17 protein-coding genes and 1 pseudogene are annotated in these 20,963 nt (G+C 35.6%); 12 read left to right on the top strand and 6 right to left on the bottom strand.

The window, feature by feature from the left end; translation table 11 throughout:
* Positions 1 to 59 precede the first annotated feature (59 nt).
* The 3 genes and pseudogenes from VKJ25_RS01210 (at position 60) to VKJ25_RS01220 (ending at position 5,074) form a co-directional block, all read left to right on the top strand.
* A pseudogene (locus tag VKJ25_RS01210) lies at positions 60 to 901 on the top strand (IS630 family transposase).
* A gap of 1,161 nt (positions 902 to 2,062) precedes the next feature.
* Positions 2,063 to 3,973, top strand: coding sequence for a molecular chaperone DnaK (dnaK, locus tag VKJ25_RS01215; protein ID WP_324234804.1), 1,911 nt, complete (start codon positions 2,063 to 2,065; stop codon positions 3,971 to 3,973).
* A gap of 588 nt (positions 3,974 to 4,561) precedes the next feature.
* On the top strand, positions 4,562 to 5,074 hold the full coding sequence (locus tag VKJ25_RS01220; protein WP_324234805.1) for a DUF4112 domain-containing protein: 513 nt from the start codon (positions 4,562 to 4,564) through the stop codon (positions 5,072 to 5,074).
* A 664-nt stretch (positions 5,075 to 5,738) separates the two neighbouring features.
* Here VKJ25_RS01220 and VKJ25_RS01225 read toward each other — a convergent pair.
* Positions 5,739 to 6,812 carry a D-alanine--D-alanine ligase family protein gene (locus VKJ25_RS01225; RefSeq protein WP_324234806.1) on the bottom strand — a complete coding sequence of 358 codons (1,074 nt, stop codon included), beginning with the start codon at positions 6,810 to 6,812 and terminating at the stop codon, positions 5,739 to 5,741.
* 496 nt (positions 6,813 to 7,308) lie between these two features.
* On the opposite strand from VKJ25_RS01225, the gene VKJ25_RS01230 reads away from it, so the two are divergent.
* From VKJ25_RS01230 to uvrC, 7 genes are all read left to right on the top strand, one after another.
* Complete coding sequence (locus VKJ25_RS01230; protein WP_324234807.1) at positions 7,309 to 7,677, top strand: translation initiation factor; 369 nt, start codon at positions 7,309 to 7,311, stop codon at positions 7,675 to 7,677.
* Between the two features lie 709 nt (positions 7,678 to 8,386).
* The gene (locus VKJ25_RS01235) at positions 8,387 to 8,575 is read left to right on the top strand and encodes a hypothetical protein (RefSeq protein WP_324234808.1); all 189 of its coding nucleotides are present in this window, start codon (positions 8,387 to 8,389) and stop codon (positions 8,573 to 8,575) included.
* 642 nt (positions 8,576 to 9,217) lie between these two features.
* Positions 9,218 to 11,149 carry a heavy metal translocating P-type ATPase gene (locus VKJ25_RS01240; RefSeq protein ID WP_324234809.1) on the top strand — a complete coding sequence of 644 codons (1,932 nt, stop codon included), beginning with the start codon at positions 9,218 to 9,220 and terminating at the stop codon, positions 11,147 to 11,149.
* A gap of 26 nt (positions 11,150 to 11,175) precedes the next feature.
* Positions 11,176 to 11,385, top strand: a complete 210-nt coding sequence (locus tag VKJ25_RS01245; RefSeq protein WP_324234810.1) for a metallophosphoesterase family protein — start codon at positions 11,176 to 11,178, stop codon at positions 11,383 to 11,385.
* Between the two features lie 203 nt (positions 11,386 to 11,588).
* The gene (locus VKJ25_RS01250; protein WP_324234811.1) at positions 11,589 to 11,735 is read left to right on the top strand and encodes a hypothetical protein; all 147 of its coding nucleotides are present in this window, start codon (positions 11,589 to 11,591) and stop codon (positions 11,733 to 11,735) included.
* 59 nt (positions 11,736 to 11,794) lie between these two features.
* Positions 11,795 to 12,004 (top strand): hypothetical protein, encoded by a 210-nt coding sequence (locus VKJ25_RS01255; protein ID WP_324234812.1) that lies wholly within the window; start codon positions 11,795 to 11,797, stop codon positions 12,002 to 12,004.
* A 479-nt stretch (positions 12,005 to 12,483) separates the two neighbouring features.
* Positions 12,484 to 14,340: an excinuclease ABC subunit UvrC gene (gene uvrC / locus VKJ25_RS01260; protein ID WP_324234813.1), complete on the top strand. Its 1,857-nt coding sequence runs from the start codon at positions 12,484 to 12,486 to the stop codon at positions 14,338 to 14,340.
* A gap of 278 nt (positions 14,341 to 14,618) precedes the next feature.
* Here the strand turns inward: uvrC and VKJ25_RS01265 are convergent, their stop codons facing one another.
* A complete protein-coding gene (locus VKJ25_RS01265; RefSeq protein WP_324234814.1) occupies positions 14,619 to 14,855 on the bottom strand; it encodes a hypothetical protein in 237 nt (78 codons plus the stop codon).
* Positions 14,856 to 15,538: 683 nt separating this feature from the next.
* Between VKJ25_RS01265 and VKJ25_RS01270 the strand changes: the two genes are divergently transcribed.
* A complete protein-coding gene (locus VKJ25_RS01270) occupies positions 15,539 to 17,023 on the top strand; it encodes an FAD-dependent oxidoreductase (protein ID WP_324234815.1) in 1,485 nt (494 codons plus the stop codon).
* Positions 17,024 to 17,112: 89 nt separating this feature from the next.
* Entirely contained in the window at positions 17,113 to 17,460 is a 348-nt protein-coding gene (gene clpS, locus VKJ25_RS01275; RefSeq protein WP_324234816.1) for an ATP-dependent Clp protease adapter ClpS, read from the top strand.
* Between the two features lie 697 nt (positions 17,461 to 18,157).
* On the opposite strand, the gene purN is transcribed toward clpS, so the two are convergent.
* The 4 genes from purN to VKJ25_RS01295 form a co-directional block, all read right to left on the bottom strand.
* Positions 18,158 to 18,814: a phosphoribosylglycinamide formyltransferase gene (purN, locus tag VKJ25_RS01280; protein ID WP_324234817.1), complete on the bottom strand. Its 657-nt coding sequence runs from the start codon at positions 18,812 to 18,814 to the stop codon at positions 18,158 to 18,160.
* 272 nt (positions 18,815 to 19,086) lie between these two features.
* Positions 19,087 to 19,326, bottom strand: coding sequence for a hypothetical protein (locus VKJ25_RS01285; RefSeq protein WP_324234818.1), 240 nt, complete (start codon positions 19,324 to 19,326; stop codon positions 19,087 to 19,089).
* A 351-nt stretch (positions 19,327 to 19,677) separates the two neighbouring features.
* Positions 19,678 to 19,815, bottom strand: a complete 138-nt coding sequence (locus VKJ25_RS01290) for a hypothetical protein (RefSeq protein ID WP_324234819.1) — start codon at positions 19,813 to 19,815, stop codon at positions 19,678 to 19,680.
* Positions 19,816 to 20,219: 404 nt separating this feature from the next.
* Entirely contained in the window at positions 20,220 to 20,474 is a 255-nt protein-coding gene (locus tag VKJ25_RS01295; RefSeq protein WP_324234820.1) for a transposase, read from the bottom strand.
* Positions 20,475 to 20,963: the final 489 nt, after the last annotated feature.

The following is a 20,963-nucleotide window of genomic DNA, read 5'->3' on the forward strand; positions in this document are numbered from 1 at the left end:
TATAGCAGTCGAAGCAAAGAGCGCGGACATAATGCTCGAAAAATTATCTAGGAAAGATTATGCCTGCTCCTTATAGCTATGACTTAAGACAAAAAGTTATGAAGGCCATTGATGGTGGAATGACTAAAAATCAAGTAAGTTCTATATTTAAGATTAGTCGTAATACCATCAATATTTGGTTACATAGAAGAAGAGAAACTGGGGATATAAAAGCTAAAACAGGTTATCAAAAAGGATATAATCCCAAAATATCAGACGCGCGAAAAATTCCGAGAATTTGCCCAGATTAATAGCAGTAAAACTCAAAAAGAAATGGCATCTGAATGGCCAGAATTGGTTAGCGATCGCACTATAAGTAAAGCCTTAAAAAAATTACAAGAAAAAAAAACTTACGGTTACAGAGAAAGAGATGAAGACAAAAGAAAAGAATTTATAGCCAAAATTAGTCATAAAAGGCCAGAACAGTTGGTGTATATAGATGAATCAGGTATGGATAATAGAGAAGATTATGGTTATGGATGGAATGAATCGGGAAAAAGCTATTACGATTTCAAGTCAGGAAAAAGAAGTCTAAGAGTAAGTATTATAAGTGGTTTGTGTGAGGGAAAATTAGTTGCTCCATTAACATTTGAAGGTTCTTGTAACCGTCTAGTTTTTGAAAAATGGTTGGAAGAAAAATTATTGCCTCAATTAAAAACAGGACAATTAGTAATATTAGATAATGCAAGTTTTCACAAATCCTCAAAAATTAGAGAATTAATAGAATCAGTGAATTGTGAAATTGAATATTTACCACCATATTCTCCTGACTTAAATGAAATAGAACATTATTGGTTTCCAATTAAAAACCGAGGCACGAAAGTCAGAAGGAACAATAGAAAATTTTCGTATTGAGAGTTGATTATGCTGTTAAATTAACGTCCTAACCTTTGCTTCGATTGCTATAACAATATTGTCAGCATTCAGCAGTCAGCTAGCCTCTTTCAGAGGAGCTTCGCTAACAGCTATCAGCTTGATCAACTTTAGCTAATAACTAAGACTACTTGTTCTTTAATTTTCTGCTTCAAAATATAGTAGAAGTTAATGTTTGCTTCATCTAAACTCCACTTTTAAAGGCTTATTTCTTAAAAAGCTGAATGCTGACTGCTAATAGCTGAATGCTTACACAATCTTATTTTATTAGTGTAAGAAATTTCATTCCTTTTAGAGAATAGGAAATGCTAATAGCTAAATGCTTACCAGGGAACAGATAATTAAGTAAGAATTTCAGTTTTTTTAATTTGCTTTTTGATTTGTCACAACTTATTTAAAATTGCTATATTTAGGATTACTATAATAATTCAACAAAAATATCAAGAGGGCAAATACAACACTTAACTTACGGTTTGCCACAATGACAGCGATCGCTTATTAGCCTTAAATTAGAAACATAAAAGAACAAAAGTTAAGACTTACCAAACCAAGCAATAAACTTGCTTTATTCTCATGTTTTGAAAAAGTTCGGCAAATTGCCTGGTGTGCTGATGAATAATTTCATTTATCAGTTTTAATTAGGGTTTGCCTATGGAAAGTCTGATGGTTAGGGTAGGGAGTAGGGAGTCGTAGGGACGTTGCATAAGGGCGTCCATACAGAGCTAGGAAGAATAGGAGTTATAGAGGAATTAGTTGTAAGAATTGTCTGTTAATTTTTCTACTCTTGTATAATCCTTATATGCTAACTTTTTTAACCTTTTTGACCTAAAAGCTGGTACTTTTTCCCCACCTAAAGTTGCTAAAAGCTTTACAAGTTAGTTAATAACTTGAAGTTCTTGCCAATAAGACTAGCTGACGGCTGAATGCTGAATGCTGAATGCTGATATCTAATCTTTAATGAGGTTCGGTAAATACCCCTTCATAGAATACTCTAACTAACCGCAGTATAGATATAAATAACTTAATATTTCAGACTAAACCTAAACTCAAACTAAATTATTGAGATTAAATATTAGTCTTTAAGTCAATCCCCAAAATAGGGTTGACAAATAGGCAAAAATTTTGTAACAAATGGAGCAAAAAAACTGTTATGGCAAAAGTAGTCGGAATTGACTTAGGTACAACAAACTCTTGTGTTGCTGTTATGGAAGGTGGTAAACCCACAGTTATAGCTAATGCAGAGGGTTTTCGTACAACCCCCTCCGTAGTAGCTTACGGCAAAAAAAGAGAACAACTGGTCGGTCAAATCGCTAAACGTCAAGCGGTGATGAATACCCAAAATACCTTCTACTCTGTAAAGCGATTCATCGGACGTAGATTTGATGAAGTAACTAACGAAACTACTGAAGTTTCCTACAAAGTTCTCAACATCAATGGCAATGTTAAGTTAGATTGTCCAGCATTAGAAAAACAATATGCCCCCGAAGAGATTTCAGCTCAAGTTTTGCGTAAACTTATTGAGGATGCTAGTAAGTATCTTGGGGAACAGGTAACGCAAGCCGTAATTACCGTACCTGCTTACTTCAACGACTCCCAAAGACAGGCAACCAAAGATGCTGGTAAGATTGCTGGTGTGGAAGTCCTCCGGATTATCAACGAACCAACTGCTGCTTCCCTAGCTTATGGTTTAGATAAAAAAAGTAACGAAACTATTTTAGTATTTGACCTTGGTGGTGGTACATTCGATGTTTCCATTTTAGAAGTAGGTGACGGTGTATTTGAAGTATTAGCAACTTCTGGTGATACTCACCTTGGCGGTGATGATTTTGATAAGAAAATTGTTGATTATTTAGCTAGTGAATTTCAAAAAGCAGAAGGTATCGACCTCCGTAAAGACAAACAAGCTCTACAACGTTTAACAGAAGCAGCAGAAAAAGCTAAAATTGAACTTTCTAGCGTTACTCAAGCAGAAATTAACCTACCATTTATTACTGCTACTCAAGATGGACCTAAGCATTTAGATGTAACTCTTACCAGAGCTGAATTTGAAGGTCTATGTTCCGACCTTATTGATCGCTGTCGGATTCCTGTAGAAAATTCGATCCGGGATGCTAAGTTAGATAAAAAAGCTATTGACGAAGTAGTATTAGTTGGTGGTTCTACTCGTATTCCAGCAGTTAAAGAAATTGTCAAGAAGGTATTAGGTAAAGACCCGAACCAAAGTGTTAACCCTGATGAAGTGGTAGCTGTTGGTGCTGCTATTCAAGCTGGTGTGTTAGCAGGTGAAGTTAAAGATATTCTCTTGTTAGACGTTACTCCTCTATCTTTGGGTGTGGAAACTCTGGGTGGAGTAATGACTAAAATTATTCCCCGTAACACTACTATTCCTACCAAGAAATCAGAAGTGTTCTCAACTGCTGTAGATGGTCAGACAAATGTAGAAATCCATGTACTACAGGGTGAGCGGGAAATGTCTAATGATAACAAGAGTTTAGGAACTTTCCGCTTAGATGGTATCCCCGCAGCACCTCGCGGTGTACCTCAAATCGAAGTTACTTTTGATATTGATGCTAACGGTATTCTGAATGTAACTGCGAAGGATAAGGGTACTGGTAAGGAACAGTCTATTAGTATTACGGGTGCTTCCACTCTTCCAGATACAGAAGTTGATCGGATGGTTAAGGAAGCAGAAGCAAATGCTGCTGCTGACAAAGAACGTCGCGAGAAAATTGACCGCAAAAACCAAGCTGACTCTTTAGCATATCAGGCTGAGAAGCAAATTCAGGAATTGGGAGATAAGGTTCCGGAAGCTGATAAGACTAAGATTGAAGGTTTGGTTAAAGATTTGCGGGATGCTGTTGGTCAAGAAGACGATGAGAAAATTACTGCTTTAACTACTGAGTTACAACAAGCTCTCTACACTGTTAGCAGCAATATGTATCAACAAGCTGGTGGCGCTCCTGGTGAAGGTCCAGCACCCGGTGGTGATGGTGCTGCTGCTGACTCTAATGCTGGTGGTGGAGATGATGTGATTGATGCTGATTTTACTGAATCAAAGTAAGTAATCGATAATTAATAATTAATAATTACAGGACTTACGCAAAGAAACCCGGTTGATCGTAGAAACCGGGTTTCTGGATTCCCGTTGCTTTAGTCCTGAATTAATAATTAATAATTAATCTATTCGCTCCATTAATTAATGAAAATTCCCTGGAACGTCCCTACTATTTCTTTTCTAAAAATGTCAGGACTTACGCATAATCGAGGAGTTTTGGTCATTTGAGATTGCTATCCTGACGGACTGCTTCGCAAACGCTGTGGCTCGCAATGACAGAAATACGTTGCGCGTGCGTAAGTCCTAAATGTCTAATAATTGATATAGTAGTTATGTCATGTCCGGATAATCAGCGATAGAAATCCGTTCCGCTTACGCGACCAAAAAACCTTTTTCCTTTAAACCTTTACTTCTCCTTCTGCCTTCATTTCTCCAAAATTTAACTATTCAACCGGACATGATATTAAAGCAAAGGTCAGGCAATTTCTAAATCCTAAAATCTTTTGATAGTCTACTTTTCCCTGTTCCCTATTCCCTCCATACCTGTTCCCTCCATACCTGTTCCCTATTCCCTAGTGCGTAGCGCTGTAACTGATGAAAAAACATTCTCGTACTATTCCAGATAATGAACTTCAAACTGCTAAGGTTAAACAACTGCGTCAACTTAGTGACTTACTTGATAATGCGATTCGTGTTCCTGGTACATCATTAGGTGTTGGTCTCGATCCCTTGCTAGGATTAATTCCTGGTGGTGGAGATGTTTTGGGCGGATTAATTTCTGTTTATATTGTGTTCTCTGCTGCCAAGATGGGATTACCTAAAGAAACTCTGACACGAATGGCTTCTAATATAGTGTTTGATTCCCTTGTTGGTATTGTACCTGTTATTGGGGATTTATTTGATGTTGCATGGAAAGCAAATTCTAAAAATATGGATTTGTTGGAGAGTCATTTAAAATCTCCTCAAGTTAGTAAAAAAGCTGATAGTTCGTTTATTTTTCTACTTTTAGGTGGCTTGATTTTATTTGTAATTGTTATTGCTATTTTAGGTTTTTTTATTATTAGTTTGTTATTAAAAATAATACAATTTATTATGTCAGGTATTTAATGTTAGTAATGTCATATAGAACCCATTTTGTGTGGGTGCATCTCATAGCGTGCCAAAATACTTTTTTCCTATTCCTTATTCCTTCTAAACCAGTTAAGTTTTCCCTAAAAGCGGTAAATTTTTGGCTTTATTCATGCATTGAGATGCACCCTTTTGTGTCTTTACAAAACTAGGGTTTGCGCTTCTTCAGTCTCTTGGTGAAGGTAGGGAGTAGGTAGGGACGTTGCATAGTCCCTACTGGATTTTGATTATGGCTCCAGTGGTTCATCAAGAGTGAAAAGCACTGTAACTCAGTATTTCAAGCCTCTGACTTGAGTCGAAGTTTACTGATAACTGAATTGCGCAGTTCCTCCGGAGGAGGCTAACTGATAACTGATAACTGATAACTGATAACTGATAACTGAAATGATCATTCAGCTAATAATGAACAATTAATAATTAATAATTACCCCTTCTTAAAAGAAGGGGATTGACTAATCATGAAAATTTTTGATTTATCCCCTAGAATAGGGGAGGCTTCCAGGGGTGAATTGTTGAATGAATAATTATTGACTATCAACTTTTAATTATTAATTATTCAGTAATACCTTTGAGATTTAATCAGCAAACCCTAACTACTCCCTACTCCCTACCATAACAAAAAGACTTTTTTTGCCAACCCTAGTTAGTTAGAATGTCTTTCCAATGCTAACTGAATCAAAGTATCTACCAACTCATCAAAAAGAACACCACTAGCTTCCCAAAGCATAGGATACATACTCGTAGAAGTAAAACCAGGCATAGTATTAATTTCATTAATCAAAATTTCTCCACTTTTTTCCACATAGAAAAAATCTACCCTGGCTAAACCTGCTGCATCCACAGCTAAAAATGCCTGGGTTGCCATTTCTTGAATTTGAGTAGCGATCGCTTCACTCACCCGCGCGGGAATAAATAATCCTGCTTTTCCTTCTGTATACTTAGTTTCATAATCATAAAAATCACTATCATAAGTAATCTCACCAAGTACAGAAGCTTTCGGGTGATCATTCCCCAACACTGCACATTCTAACTCTCGCATTTCCACACCTGCTTCCACAATAATGCGTCGGTCATATTTAGCAGCATCATCCAAAGCAGTTTCTAACTCCGAACGGGTGCGCACCTTAGCAATACCAACCGATGAACCTAAATTTGCAGGTTTCACAAAACAGGGATATCCTAAAGCTGTTTCAATATCATCACACAGTTTGGGAAACACACAAGGATTAGACCAAATCTGCGATCGCATTACTGCCATATACTTCACTTGAGGTAAACCTGCATGAGCAAAAGCAATTTTTGTGGCTATTTTATCCATACCCATTGCTGCACCCAAAACTCCAGAACCGACAAAAGGAACCTGCATTAATTTGAGTAAACCTTGTATTGTACCATCTTCCCCATTCGGACCGTGGAGAACTGGAAACCAAACATCTACCTCTGCTACTTCGGGAGGAAGTTGCCAGAGAAGGGATGTTTTGGAGTCATTATTATTTTCATCCGTCAGTTGGGATGGTTTACCAGACTCTAGCACTGGTTGGGAAAAATCAGTTGGTTGCCAACGACCATCTTTTTGAATATATATTGGCATTAATTCATATTTTTCTGGATTTTTTCCTTTACTTAAGGCAGTAGCGATCGCTTTAGCAGAGCAAATGGATACTTCATGTTCCCCGGAGCAACCACCAAATAATAAACCTACTCGTAATTTTTTCATTCAGCTTCCTTTAACAAAATTTTACTGTCAGATAGATTACCATAAGCTAGCAGAAACAAGGAAGAAGGTTTTCAGGAAGTCAAAAGTCAAAAATCAGAAGTCAGAAGTTTTTAAGGAGATGGGGAGTAATTTTTTGCCCAACTCATGCTCAAAATGCGCTCCTATAGTGCTGCGCTGCCGCGCAACAGGCAACAGCTCATTTGACAATAGGGAGAATAAATTACCGATAATATAAGACTATTAGTTCTTGGACACCTCCTGCAATCTGGAAATATTAAGTGCACACATTACTATATTTGAGCATAGTATCATGTTCGGATAATTAGTAAGAAAAAACTTTTTTTAAACCTTATTTTTCCCTTCTACCTTCGTTCCGCAAAAATAAAAAGTAAAATCAATTCTTCTTGCCTATTCCCTATTCCCTCTTTTGTAGATATCTATGGTAAACTTGTTAATGTTATTTTAATTAAAAATTCGATTATATAACTGTAAAATTATGCCCAACTCCAAACGTAATTCTTTTGATAAAATAAATCCCAAAGGCGATCGGGTAGTTTATTCAGAATTTGGTAATAATGCTAGTTCTCCAGCAACAGAAAGAGCATTACCAAACTTACCGCCAAACCAACAAAATTTAAGAGTACAAGCATCCCGCAAAGGTCGTAAAGGAAAAACAGTTACTATTATTAGTGGGTTTCAGTCAGACCAAGAAACTTTAACAGCTTTACTTAAACAACTGAAAAATCAATGCGGTGCAGGTGGAACTCTTAAGGATAATGAAATAGAAATTCAGGGGGAACATAAAGAAAAGTTGTTAGATATTTTAACTAAGTTAGGTTATAAAGCTAAAATTAGTGGAGGTTAAAGTTAGTATTAAGCTATTAGACTTCTCCAGAAAAGAGGTATGGAGGCAATGAGCAATGGGAAGAAGTAATATGGATAAGAATTGATTTCCTGTTTTTTATTTTTGGAGATGTTTATGTCTTTAAAGTAAGAAAGCAGTAAAAATTGAAATATAAAACTATGTCATTTGGTTGCTTGATTGTACTTACTAAAAAGCTGAAAGGTGAATGCTAATAGCTGAATGTTACATAAAGCTTTTATGCCAAGAAAGCAATAGCTAATAACTGACAGGGAAATGGTTACTTTAGAGGTTATAAAGTTATTAGAAAAATCAGGAAAATAGAATATATTTACTGTAGGTAACTATTAGCAAAGCATTAATTTTCTGAGAGTAAGCTACCAATAATATTTATGGAATTAAGCGGAATTTAGATTTTTGCTTTGTAAGTTGAAATAGGGGTAAGCATTCAGCAGTCAGCATTTCCTTCGGAAGCAGTCAGCTATTTATTTTAGGAGTGAGATAAAAGCTTTGTTAGTTGAGGCAAGGTAAATTGAATGTTGCTATCAAAACTAACTTTAAAGGTTATATTCATTAAAAGCCATTTTCATATCTTAAGATAGAGTTTGCTGAATGGGAGTACATTCCTTTTGCGCGGCATTCTGGAGGAAAGGAATAGCTGAATACTTACAAGTAGGGAAGAATTAAAATTATATTATTGGAGAATATATAAATGTTTAGAACAGTTGCTTTAGTTTTACTGGGAACTTCTCTTGGTTTTGGATTTTCTATGGTAAGTGATGGTGATGGTTTTGCGATTAAAGTACCTCAAATAGAAGCAGGAAAATTAGAATGTCGTTGGTTGCCTGAAAATCATTCCAATAATTCTTTTGATGAACAATTTTTAGAACCAAGATATTAAATAATTAATAATGAAAATTATAGCAAGATGCGCTGATATTGGAATATTTATGATGCCAAGAAAATAGAAATGCTATAATATCAACTTAAATAATTTTCATTGTGATTAAAAAAAAGCAATATCTCATAATTTGGGATTGCTTCTTTTTAATTTAAAGAGTTTATAAACGAAGTTTATCTAGGAAATTTTCTGGTTTGAACGGCAATTATGGCAATAAATCTTCTGTAAGCATTCAGCCGTCAGCTATTGCTTTTAGTTTGTAATAAAAGCTTTTTCATTTTAGAATAAAAATTACTACAAAAGCCAGTTTTTAGTAAGCATTTCCTGGGTCATGCTGCGCCAACAGCTATTCGCAATAAAAACCTTAACCATAAGGAGGATATTTAAACTAATAAAGAAAGTGAAAGCTGAATTTTGTAGTCAGATAAAATTCCTCAATCATAAAGCTTTTATCTCAAAGTAAAATAGATGGCTGAACACTGAGTGCTGAGTGCTGAATTATAAATGCTTACAACCTTCTTTCTTAGAGCTAAATTAGTTACTATACTTAGGCTTTAGGAATTTGCTGTCCAATAACTCCTAATTAATAAAAACTAAGTATAATATTAATCGGAAAAATAATCTGGTTTAATAAACAAAAAAATGAATAATTATAATAAATCTCATGGTTGTAGCTGTCACGATGAAGAAAATAATAATCATATTAATCAACCTACACAAGATGCAAATTTAAGACAGGAAATTTTACCTTTATTTCCAGTCACTATTATCTATATTTTCAGTTTGATTTTCTATCAACAATTACAAAATACTGCCCACGGAATAGGACAATACATATTATTTATTCCTATCTATATATATAGTGGATGGACTGTACTTTATAGGGCAGGGAAAAATATTTTTAAAGGTAGAATATTTGATGAAAATTTTTTAATGAGTGTGGCAACATTAGCAGCGATAACTATTGATAAATTACCGGAAGCAGTGGCAGTAATGTTGTTTTATCAAATTGGGGAAATACTCCAAGAATATTCGGTCAAACGTTCCCGTATTTCTATCAAGTCTTTATTAGAAGTTCGTCCTGATTATGCAAATTTAAAAATTGATGATTCTTTAGAAAAAGTATCTCCAGAAATAGTAGAAATTGGCAGTAAAATAGTTGTTAAACCTGGCGAAAAAATTCCTTTAGATGGTGAAATTATCTCTGGCAATTCTCAAGTTGATACTTCGGTGTTAACTGGAGAATCAATACCTAAGTTTTTCACAGTTGGGGAAACAATATTAGCAGGCATGGTTAACCAAACGGGAGTATTAACAATTCGGGTTAGTAAAGCATTTTCTGAATCTTCAATTTCCCGAATTTTAGAATTAGTTGAAACTGCCAAAACGCATAAATCTCAAACTGAAAGATTTATGACAATTTTTGCTAGTTATTATACTCCAGTAGTTGTTTTTCTTTCCTTGATAATTGCTCTTTTACCTCCTATATTTATCTCTGGTGCGACTCATGGAGATTGGATAAATCGGGCATTAATTGTATTAGTTGTTTCCTGTCCTTGTGGATTAGTAATTAGTATTCCTTTGGGTTACTTTGGTGGAGTTGGTAGGGCTGCAAAAAGAGGAATTTTAGTCAAAGGTTCTACATTTTTAGATGATTTAGCTGTTCTTAAAACTGTAGTTTTTGATAAAACTGGAACTTTAACAGAAGGGAAACTTCAGGTAACAGATATTATGACAAAAAATGGCTTGACTAAATCAGAATTAATAGAAATGGCAGCTAAAGTTGAATCTTTATCAAATCATCCTATTGCTCAAACAGTTTATAAATATAATTCCCACAAAATAGATAATTCTGATGTGTCAGAATATCAAGAAATTGCTGGATGTGGAATTAAAGCAAAAGTTGGGAATAAAACAGTTATTGCTGGAAGTTATCGCCTGTTAAATATAGAAAATATTGAACATGATATTTGCGATATTGGAGATACAGCAGTTCATTTAGCAGTTGATAATAAATATGTTGGTTATATTATAATTTCTGACCAAATTAAATTAGATGCTGCTCAGGCAATTAAATCTTTAAAAAATTTGGGCGTGGAAAAAACTGTCATGTTAACTGGAGACCATCGAAGTGTTGCTCAACGGGTGGCAAAAAATCTCGGTTTAGATGATTATAAAGCAGAATTATTGCCAGAAGATAAAGTTACTGCCATTGAAAAATTACTACATCAAAAAAATGGAAAAGTTGCTTTTGTTGGTGATGGAATTAATGATGCTCCCGTTATTGCTCGCGCTGATGTTGGTATAGCGATGGGTGGTATGGGTTCCGATGCAGCGATCAAAAGTGCAGATATTGTGATTATGACTGACTCTCCTTCTCAGGTTGCTGAAGCAATAAAAGTTGGCAGGAAAACTCGTCGTATTGTTTGGCAGAATATTGGTTTTGCTTTGGGGATAAAAGGTTTGTTTATTTTGTTGGGAATAGTCGGGTTAGCAAATATTTGGGAAGCAGTTTTTGCAGATATGGGTGTGGCGTTAATTGCAATTTTTAATTCTAGTCGAGATAATTTATGAGAAACAATATTAATAGATAAAATATAATGTTTAAGAACTATCAAGATATATTTTTTGCTGTAGTTGGTGATGTTCACGGCCATATTTATAAAATGATTAATTTACTACAAAAATGGGAAAATAATTCTCATCAAAAGCTAGAATTTATTTTGCAAATAGGAGATTTTGAACCGCACCGCTACGAAACCGATCTAGTAACAATGGATGCACCTAAAAAATATCGTAAATTAGGATAATTTCCTGATTTTATCAATAAAAAGCTTCTTTTCCTTGGCTTCTTTGGTTTATTGGTGGTAATCACGAACCTTATGGTTTTTTAGACAGAATTAATGCAGGTACAGAAATTACTAATAATTGCTATTATTTAGGTAGAGTTGGAACGGTGGTTTGATCAGGTCTAAAAATTGTAGGAGTTTCTGGTATTTATCAAGAGGATAAATTGCTGGTTTCTCGACCTAAAGTTTCTGAAATTAGTAGTTATTCTAATCAGGATTATATTGCTTTTACAGAATCAGAAATTATGGAAGCTTCAGACTGTAGATATACAGATTTTTCTTATTACATGACTGGCCTGCTAATGTTATAAATCCGGCAGATGCTGAAGAGTTTGAACAGCAACGAAGGAGTCAAGGTTATTACGATTTAGTGGGAAATGAATATGTCAGAATGTTAGTAAATGAGTTAAAACCAAAGTTAGTAGTTTGCGGTCATTTGCACAAAAGTTATCGGAACCAAATATTACTTAATTCTGGGGATTTTACAGATATTTGTTGTCTAGCAAATGTTCAATCAGGAGTTGATGCCATTGCAATTTTTCATCTGAATAAAACAGGTAAAATATTAGAAGTTATCTGACAAGAAACTGTGTTTGTGGAACAGAGATATTAGTATGATAGGATATCTAATATAAACGAGGTAAATCTATCGGGAGCTTTCCGACTCATACTGAAAATATTTGATTATTAATATTTGTACTTCCTCTGCAGAGAATCTACTTTAACTTAATTACTGCTTCCTGATGATTGACTTACTAAAAAAATGGGAAAATAATAGGTGAAATCTCAGCAGTTTTATCAATGAATAATTTGGGAGCTTTCCGACTCATACTGAAAATATTTGATTATTAATATTTGTACTTCCTCTGCGGAAAATCTACTGTAATATTATCTGACTTTAGAGTATTATAAAAAACCGGGTTTGTGGAAAAATAGGATATCTAATACAAACCTGACTTCTATATTTAATATGATAATTTTACACCTAGCTAAAAATTTCCAAATGACGTACTATTAACTGATAAATTAATAACTGATAACTGATAACTGATAACTGAAATGAAACCCATAATAAAAGATTCAGAACGTTTAGAAAATCGACTTAAAGAAATTCCCCAAACTCCGGGAGTTTATCTAATGCGTGATAGTAGCGATCGCATCCTTTATATCGGCAAATCTAAAAAACTAAGAAATCGGGTTCGTTCCTATTTTCGAGAAAGTAAAAACCATAATTATCGTATCAATTTAATGGTACAAAAAATTGTAGAAATTGAATTTATTGTCACAGATACGGAAGCTGAAGCTTTAGCATTAGAAGCTAATCTAATTAAACAACATCAACCACATTTTAATGTCTTACTTAAAGATGATAAAAAATACCCTTATCTTTGCATAACTTGGTCAGAAAATTATCCCAGAATTTTTATTACCAGAAAACGTAGATTAAGTAAAGCTAAAGACCGTTATTATGGTCCTTATGTTGATACTAGACTTTTGAGAAATACTCTACATTTAGTTAAACGAATTTTTCCTCTACGTCAAAGACCAAAACCTTTATTTAAAGACCGTCCTTGTCTAAATTATGATATTGGTCGCTGTCCGGGAGTTTGTCAAAAATTAATTACTCCAGAAGAATATCATAAAATTGTGCAAAAAGTGGCAATGGTTTTTCAAGGTAGAACTGGAGAATTAATTGATATTTTGAATACTCAAATGGCAAAAGAATCTGAATCTCTAAATTTTGAAGCAGCAGCAATGATTCGCGACCAAATTAAAGATTTAGATTCTCTCAATGCTGACCAAAAAGTTTCTTTACCAAACGACCAAATTTCTAGAGATGCAATAGCTTTAGCTGGAAATAATCAAATTTCTTGTGTACAAATATTCCAGATTAGGGCAGGAAAATTAGTCGGTAGATTAGGATTTATTGCCGAAACTCCTAATGTAGAAAAAATAGAGAATGAGGAATTAGGAATGATTTTGCAGCGGGTTTTAGAATCTCATTATCAAGCATTAGATTCTGTAGAGATTCCTACAGAAATTATTGTGCAAAATGAATTACCAGAAAGTGAATTTTTACAAAATTGGTTAACAGAAAAGAAAGGGAAAAAAGTCGATATTTTTGTACCTCAAAGACAGGTAAAAGCTGAATTAATAGAAATGGTAAAAAAGAACGCTGAATATGAGTTGGCAAGACTAGAAAAAATGAGCGATCAAAATAATGCAGCTATGACAGATTTAGCAGAAATATTAGATTTGCCAGAGTTGCCCCATCGCATCGAAGGTTATGATATTTCTCATGTTCAAGGTTCCGATGCAGTAGCGTCGCGGGTGGTATTTATTGACGGTTTGCCAGCAAAACAACATTATCGACATTATAAAATCAGAAATCCAGAAGTACGTTCCGGACATTCTGATGATTTTGCGAGTATGGCAGAAGTTATTGGGCGACGGTTTCGTGACTATGAAAAACAACCGACTGTAGAGAAACCAGATTTAGTGATGATAGATGGTGGGAAAGGGCAACTTTCGGCAGTAGTAGCAGTGATGGAAGAAATGAATATATTTGAAGAAGTGCGGGTAGTGAGTTTGGCAAAGCAACGGGAGGAGATTTTTTTACCAAGGGAATCGTTACCTTTAAAAACTGATGCTGAACAACCGGGGGTACAGTTGTTAAGGAGGTTGCGAGATGAAGCACATCGGTTTGCCGTGAGTTTTCATCGGGATAAAAGAAGTCAGAGAATGAAGCGATCACGTTTAGATGAAATTCCCGGTTTAGGGCAACATCGACAAAAATTGTTATTGGCGCATTTTCATTCCGTTGATTATATTAGGATGGCAACGGTGAAACAGTTGACAGAAGTATCGGGAGTCGGACCTAAGTTAGCACAGCAAATTTATGATTATTTTCATTGAAATAGGGAGTAGGGAGTGGGCAGTAGGGAGTAGGAAAGAAGAGAAAAGAATGGATGATTTATTTATCATTAGGACTTACGCAGACGCAACCTACTGCAGCCATGGCGCGACTCGCAGCCCAAGCGACAGCGTTTCGAGCTTCACATAACGCGCGTTAACACTCCGCGACATGGAAAGCGCAGCATGACCTCAGGAAATGGGTCGCAGTCCGTCAGGATAGCAATCTCAAGCCAAGAAAATTGCCTTCCTCATCGCTTTAGTCCCGATCATAATTGATTTTATTTTTGATTATCGGAGATACAAAAAGATGGTATTAATAATTTAGTCATCTTGAGATGACTTAAGCTATTAGCCAAGGATTTGAGTCCTTGGCTTGGCTTTCCCGACTGCCACCAAGGAAATTTCAAAGCTCCCACATCTGGTGCTGCTGTCCATGCTGGTTTATCTAATGTACCATCAATAATGATGGGTGTACTTGTCTTGAAGATACTATAAGATGGTTGGCTACTTGCCAATATTTTTAGGGAAAAACAAAGTATAATTGATAGAGATCAAAGAGCAACACTAAGTATTTTTTTGTATTTTAATTTTTTCTGATATTTCATAAACAAGTGCTGTTAAATTTCGAGTTAGCGATCGCTAACCAATTTTACACATTATACCGTTTTAAATCACCTTACTATTGTACAATAGTTTCTGAAAGAAAAACACACATAATCGTTTTTTGCGTTTTCTGGTGAGTAGACTACAAACTAGGAATCCTAAATGGTTAAGCTTTTTATATACATAGGACTTACGCATGAACGCTATCTGTAGGGTACGTTTTGCGTTCTGCAAAGCTCCGCTTTATATGTCGGCTCAAGCGCCGAAACGCTACGCGACATGGAAAGCGTATCTCGTAACTGAGCAAGACTCTATATATAATGCCTCCCGTGTAAGTCCTGATACAAACAAGATGCTTGTGTTACTTTGATAACTATAGTTACAAGGGAACCCAGAAACTGGTTTTCTTTACCTAAGTCCTCATCAGCTTACTATTGTACAATAGTTAGAATCATAATTTCACGCCAAGAAACCTAGTTTCTGGGGTAAATCATTGTTTTTAATAATAAACATCTATGCTCATAACGGGTTTCTAGGTTCGCCATCAGTTTACTATTGTACAATAATAGTTAGAATCATAATTTCAAGTTAATTTATGACACCAAAACAAATAGAATCATTGTTACCTGAAAACTCCAATCCCAAAATTGACTATGATGTAGCTATCGTTGGTGCAGGTCCTGTGGGATTAGCAACTGCCCTGGGTTTATATCAGCGTGGGATTAAAAATATTGTTGTCCTAGACCAAACTCGTGCTTTCCGTAAAATAGGTCAGGGTATCGATCTTTTACCTAATGGCTTGAAAGCACTGAAATATACCCATACTCAAGCATACAAAAATATCAAAGAAACTGGTAATAAATTCAATAATTCAACCCAACCAAACCAGGAAAACAAGGCAGAAAAAAATCAACCTGCTACAGAATGGACGACCAGAAATATCAACGGGCAAAAAATCCATTCATTTTCTGTAAAATATGATGAATGGTATCATCAGTACGGGGAAGGGAGAGTCTCAATATCTTGGTACGACTTACAAACTCAATTGAGAATACTCTTACCAGAAAAACTTGTCAAAGCTAATCATCGTTGTATTAACGTGGTTGCGGAGCCAGAATTAAAATGTGTTCGAGCAGATTTCGTTTTTAATCAGAAAACAAAAACAAATCCCTATTCCCACTGGGATGATCGACAAGAAAATGATGAAACTAGAACTGTAAGTTCTTTCATACCACCTAAATCCGAGATCGAATCTATCCGCGCTAAACTATTAATTGCAGCAGATGGAATTAATTCGACTGTGCGTCAGGTAATCTACAAAGATACTCCATACAGTGTATATAGCAAACCTGAATATACTGGTGTGGCAGCTATTCGTTGCGGGGAAGTACATAATATCCCAGAAGCACTTGCACAAAAAATTCAGGATTTATTTCTGCAAGGTTCGCGAGTAGTAACGATTCTCAATCAGCAAATAGCAGAAAATTCTACAGCAAACGAAACCCCCAGAATAATTTTATTTTCTCCTCAGTGTGGTGAATATAGATATTTAATCCACACACCTTTATCTTTAGAGTTATTGGCAGGAAAGTCAGGAAAAGACTTAATCGATCTTGCTCTGTTGGAGTTGAAAAAAGCTGAGTTCCCAGAAATTATTCAGCAGTTAGTGGCTTTATCATCTCCAGAACAGATGATACAACGTCCGTATTATATTTACCATGCTAATGCTTTTACTCCCAACCAGCCAAAATGGAATATAGGGCGAGTTGTATTAGCGGGTGATGCAGCTCATGGAATGCCACCGTTTATGGCGCAAGGCGCTAATCAAGGTCTGGAAGATGCTGCTGTAATGACAACTATAGTGACTGAGATTAACAAAAAAAATCAGTGGGACGATCTGGTAGCAATAGAAAGAGCTTTCAGTAAATATGAGGCTTTGCGTCGCCCGTTAATGGAGTGTGTTCAAGAGGCAACTTTGACAAGGAAACCTCTTAGTTCAGAGCAGCATAGGCAGAAATATGCTCAACAAGTCTATGCTCGTAATATTGAGGAAATTATGCAAAGATTATTTATGATATAAATGAAGACTTACGAAAAGAAACCCGGTTTCTGGGTTCCCCTGGGTAAGTCCTGGGAATGTAATATTGATTTGTAAAGGAGAATAGTAGTATGAAACCTAAAAATTCTATCACAGGAATTGTCAAAAATATATCAATTGGAGGAGGAAGTTCATCTGCAACTCTTGCTCCCAGACAGTCTGCTCAAGTTCTTAACAAACCATATCCCAATTTCAAAGTCATTGTTCTGGATGATGATTTCAATACATTTAAGCACGTCGCTGAATGTCTCCAAAAATATATTCCTGGCATGACAAACGATCGAGCTTGGGAACTGACTCATCAGATTCATAATGAAGGTCTAGCGATCGTCTGGGTAGGACCTCAAGAACAAGCAGAATTGTATCATCAGCAGTTGAGTCGCGCTGGCTTAACAATGGCACCTTTGGAAAAAGCATGAAGTAATATCATGTCCGGTTGAATAGTTACATTTTGGAGGAAGGAAGGCAGAAGGCAGAAGCGTTGCGACCCCGCGTCGGCGACAGACGCAAGGGAAGCGCACCAAGAGAGGCAGAGGGCAGAAGGAAAAGAAAGTTTTAAAGGGAAAAAGTTTTTTATCACTGATTATTTTGATATTAATCTGCAGGGACGTTGCATAAGGACGTCCCTACAGCCTCCTCTTGACTCTTAACTACTCTTTATATCAAATCCGCTTGTTTTGGAGAATAAGGTTTACCATCAGCAAAGAGCGAAAAATCCTAGTTTGTAGAGGGTACGGTTCCCGAAAAATTGGAGACCAAACCCCTACGATTTTGATATTACTCTGTAGGGACGTATCGCTGCGCGACATGGAAAGCGGAGCATTCCGGAACGGAAAACGCATTTTTGTTATGCAACGTCCCTACTGCCTTGGTGAAAAGACTTCCATAAGCAAACCCTAATTAGGATTTGCTGAATAAATATGAAAGCATTTACATATAAAGCTTTTAGCAATTTTATGTCGGAAAAAAGTACCAGCTTTTAGGTCAAAAAGGTACAAAAAGTTAGCAGAAAAAGTTTAGCAGGACAGAAAAATCAAGAGAGAATTCTTACTTCTACTTCCTCTATAACTTTTATTCCTGCTGACTCTTAACTACTCCCTACTCCCTACTCCCTAATTATTGATTTTTTGATGCAGCAAGAGCAATAGCACCGACAATAATTTTATGTTCTTGAACTTGGATTCTTTCGTGGAGAGTTTCTGCTGTATCATCAGGTAAAATTGGAACAGCAGCTTGCATTAAAATCTGACCATTATCTACTTCTACATCTACTAAATGTACCGTACAACCAGTTATTTTTACTCCAGCATTTAAAGCTTGTTCAACTCCTTTTATCCCTTTGAAACTAGGCAATAAACTAGGATGAATATTAATAATTTGATTGGGAAAAGCATCTATTAAAACTTTAGTAACAATTCGCATCCAACCAGCCATAATTACCCACTCTACATCATATTCTTGTAAAGTTTTAACGATTTTACTATCAAATTCTTCTCTATTTTTAGATTTTCGATGATTTAACAATACCGATGGAACACCCCACTTTTCAGCTCGGAATACAACTTTAGCATCAGGATTGTTATAAATCATTACCTGAATTTGAGCATTTAATTTTTGATTATTTATTGCTTCTGCAATAGCCTCAAAATTACTGCCACTACCAGAAGCTAAAATTCCCAATTTTAGAGGGAAATTTTGTGAAAAATTACTGTCAGGAATAGCTGGAGAAATTAGACAAGAATTAACATTAGGTGTTGAAATTTGAGTTGTCATTTTTTTTCAAATAGATTTTCACATTTTATCATAAGGGTAAGGCAAGAAAGAAGAAAGAAGAAAGAAGCTTTAAGAGAAGAAAAAATCTTAATCAGGACTTACGCAAAGGTGCTATATATAGTATTTCGGTGCGTTACGAAGTGAGCTTTTCATGTCGCCCAGCGTTTCATATCGGCTCAAGCGCCGAAAACACAACCTAATAATAGCGTTCATGGCTTTAGTCCTGTTAATATGGCGGTAGATATTTCTTGCAAAGAAACCGGGTTTCTGGGTCATGGCATTTGAATCTTTCTTTCCTTTCTGCCTTCCTTAAAATTGTTATAAATCATTAGTTGAATTTGAGCATTTAATTTTTGATTATTTATTGCTTCTGCAATAACTTCAAAATTACTTCCATTACCAGAAGCTAAAATCCCCAATTTTAAAGGATAATGTTGTGGTAAATTATTCTCATAAATAGCTGGATAAATTAGACAATAACTAACATTATGTGTGGGAATTTCAGTTGTCATTTTTTTCAAAAGAAAGAAGTTGCTATAGGTTGGAAAAACCTTACCAAACAATTAATAATTAATAGTTAATAATTAATAATCAAGAGTTTATAGTCAATAATTATTCATTCAACAATTTACGCCTGGAAGCCCGACCAAGGATTGGGGAGAAATACAAAATTTTCCTTTTAGTCAATTCCCTTCTTTTAAGAAGGGGTAATTATTAATTATTAATTTTTCATTGTTAATTGCTGAAAGAAGGTAGATATTTCCCAACTTTTTACGCAAACGATATCCCCCACGGATATGATATCACACATCATTTAGGTTGACTTTCTTTTCTATAGAACCTCTAAAGGTATCTTTAAAAATTTAGGCGATCGCTAATCTCCTAAGCATCAGTCGAATAAAACAAAGATTAATCTTGGCTGTGACGTGTTCAAGAGTTCTCTCAAAATTTTTGCTCAAGCTTTTACATCTTTCCATCCAAGAGTTAGTTCTTTCTACCACCCCAAGCTCTCACTGGAACCAATCCTGTTTTTTCCAGATTCTCTTTCTCCACTTTTGATGGCTTGGGGGAGAGTTGAAACCGAATCTTAGTCATAATCCCTGGATAAATTTTCTGTAACTCCTGTATGATTTTTTCGCTCTTGGTATCCATTGTCAAGTCAAATCGTAATTTTAGGAATATTGACTGGTTTAGATTTAAAGTAATCAATATTGTCGGATAACATTTCAATTAATCCGACATCATCGGATATTGATGCTTTAGTGCAATCAGTAAAAAAAGGAAAACCTAGACTATCTACTGCGATATGCCTCTTAATTCCATTATTTGCCTTGTAAAAACAGAATCCTTTGGACTCTACACGCTTCATTGCAAGTATTTTTCACTGCTTGTGAATCAATGATGATTAAACTTGTCCATTTGGCTTTTTTTTGACTTTTTGGCGTACTTGAGCGTGTAAAACATCTCTAATATTCTCAATTACTCCTTGAGAGCGCCACTGTTTGTAATGCCAAAAAACTGTGGAGTAATGGGGTAAGTCCTTAGGCAAATCACACCAATTACAACCATTCTTAAGTTGGCAGAGGATACCATCAAGTATTTGCCTTTTAGTCCATTTTGTTGGACAAGTCTTCTTCTTTTTTGGTATGGGATGGTTCAATCAGAACCCATTCTTTATCTGTCAAACTGCTTGAATATCCCATTTACCCAAATCTTGGTTGTCATAAATGGCGATCGCTACTTAAGTATAACCAATTCCTGAAAAGATACCCTTAGGGGTTCTATGAGCAAAACCTACTTACAGCGCTTCCCGTTGTCCGTGAGGTATATCTATCGCCGACAAGATTCCCGCACTACAATAATTTTACAATTCAAACGTGTACCTTATTTCTCTTGGTCTATTAGATATGGCGTACTTCGGAGCAGGTCTGTAATATAGAATCCGGTTACAAGTGTATATGTTCATAATTCTATCTACACTTTCTACTCCCCATCCCCCCATCCCCCCATCCCCCCATCTCCCTATCCCAACTATATAACAATTATTTAACCGGATTTGATATAAGAGCAGGTTTCCTCGCCATCCCATCCTTCCGGAGACTCCGCTTTTCATGTCGTGCAACGAAACGACCGCTGCCCGAAATATACT

The sequence above is a fragment of the Okeania sp. genome (genome assembly GCF_035285525.1).
GTDB lineage: Bacteria > Cyanobacteriota > Cyanobacteriia > Cyanobacteriales > Microcoleaceae > Trichodesmium.

Bases quoted from the DNA above. Each gene is read 5' to 3' on its own strand.
- dnaK (WP_324234804.1), top strand. From the start codon at position 2,063: ATGGCAAAAGTAGTCGGAATTGACTTAGGTACAACAAACTCTTGTGTT.
- VKJ25_RS01220 (WP_324234805.1), top strand. From the start codon at position 4,562: ATGAAAAAACATTCTCGTACTATTCCAGATAATGAACTTCAAACTGCT.
- VKJ25_RS01225 (WP_324234806.1), bottom strand. From the start codon at position 6,812: ATGAAAAAATTACGAGTAGGTTTATTATTTGGTGGTTGCTCCGGGGAA.
- VKJ25_RS01230 (WP_324234807.1), top strand. From the start codon at position 7,309: ATGCCCAACTCCAAACGTAATTCTTTTGATAAAATAAATCCCAAAGGC.
- VKJ25_RS01235 (WP_324234808.1), top strand. From the start codon at position 8,387: ATGTTTAGAACAGTTGCTTTAGTTTTACTGGGAACTTCTCTTGGTTTT.
- VKJ25_RS01240 (WP_324234809.1), top strand. From the start codon at position 9,218: ATGAATAATTATAATAAATCTCATGGTTGTAGCTGTCACGATGAAGAA.
- VKJ25_RS01245 (WP_324234810.1), top strand. From the start codon at position 11,176: ATGTTTAAGAACTATCAAGATATATTTTTTGCTGTAGTTGGTGATGTT.
- uvrC (WP_324234813.1), top strand. From the start codon at position 12,484: ATGAAACCCATAATAAAAGATTCAGAACGTTTAGAAAATCGACTTAAA.
- VKJ25_RS01270 (WP_324234815.1), top strand. From the start codon at position 15,539: ATGACACCAAAACAAATAGAATCATTGTTACCTGAAAACTCCAATCCC.
- clpS (WP_324234816.1), top strand. From the start codon at position 17,113: ATGAAACCTAAAAATTCTATCACAGGAATTGTCAAAAATATATCAATT.
- purN (WP_324234817.1), bottom strand. From the start codon at position 18,814: ATGACAACTCAAATTTCAACACCTAATGTTAATTCTTGTCTAATTTCT.
- VKJ25_RS01285 (WP_324234818.1), bottom strand. From the start codon at position 19,326: ATGACAACTGAAATTCCCACACATAATGTTAGTTATTGTCTAATTTAT.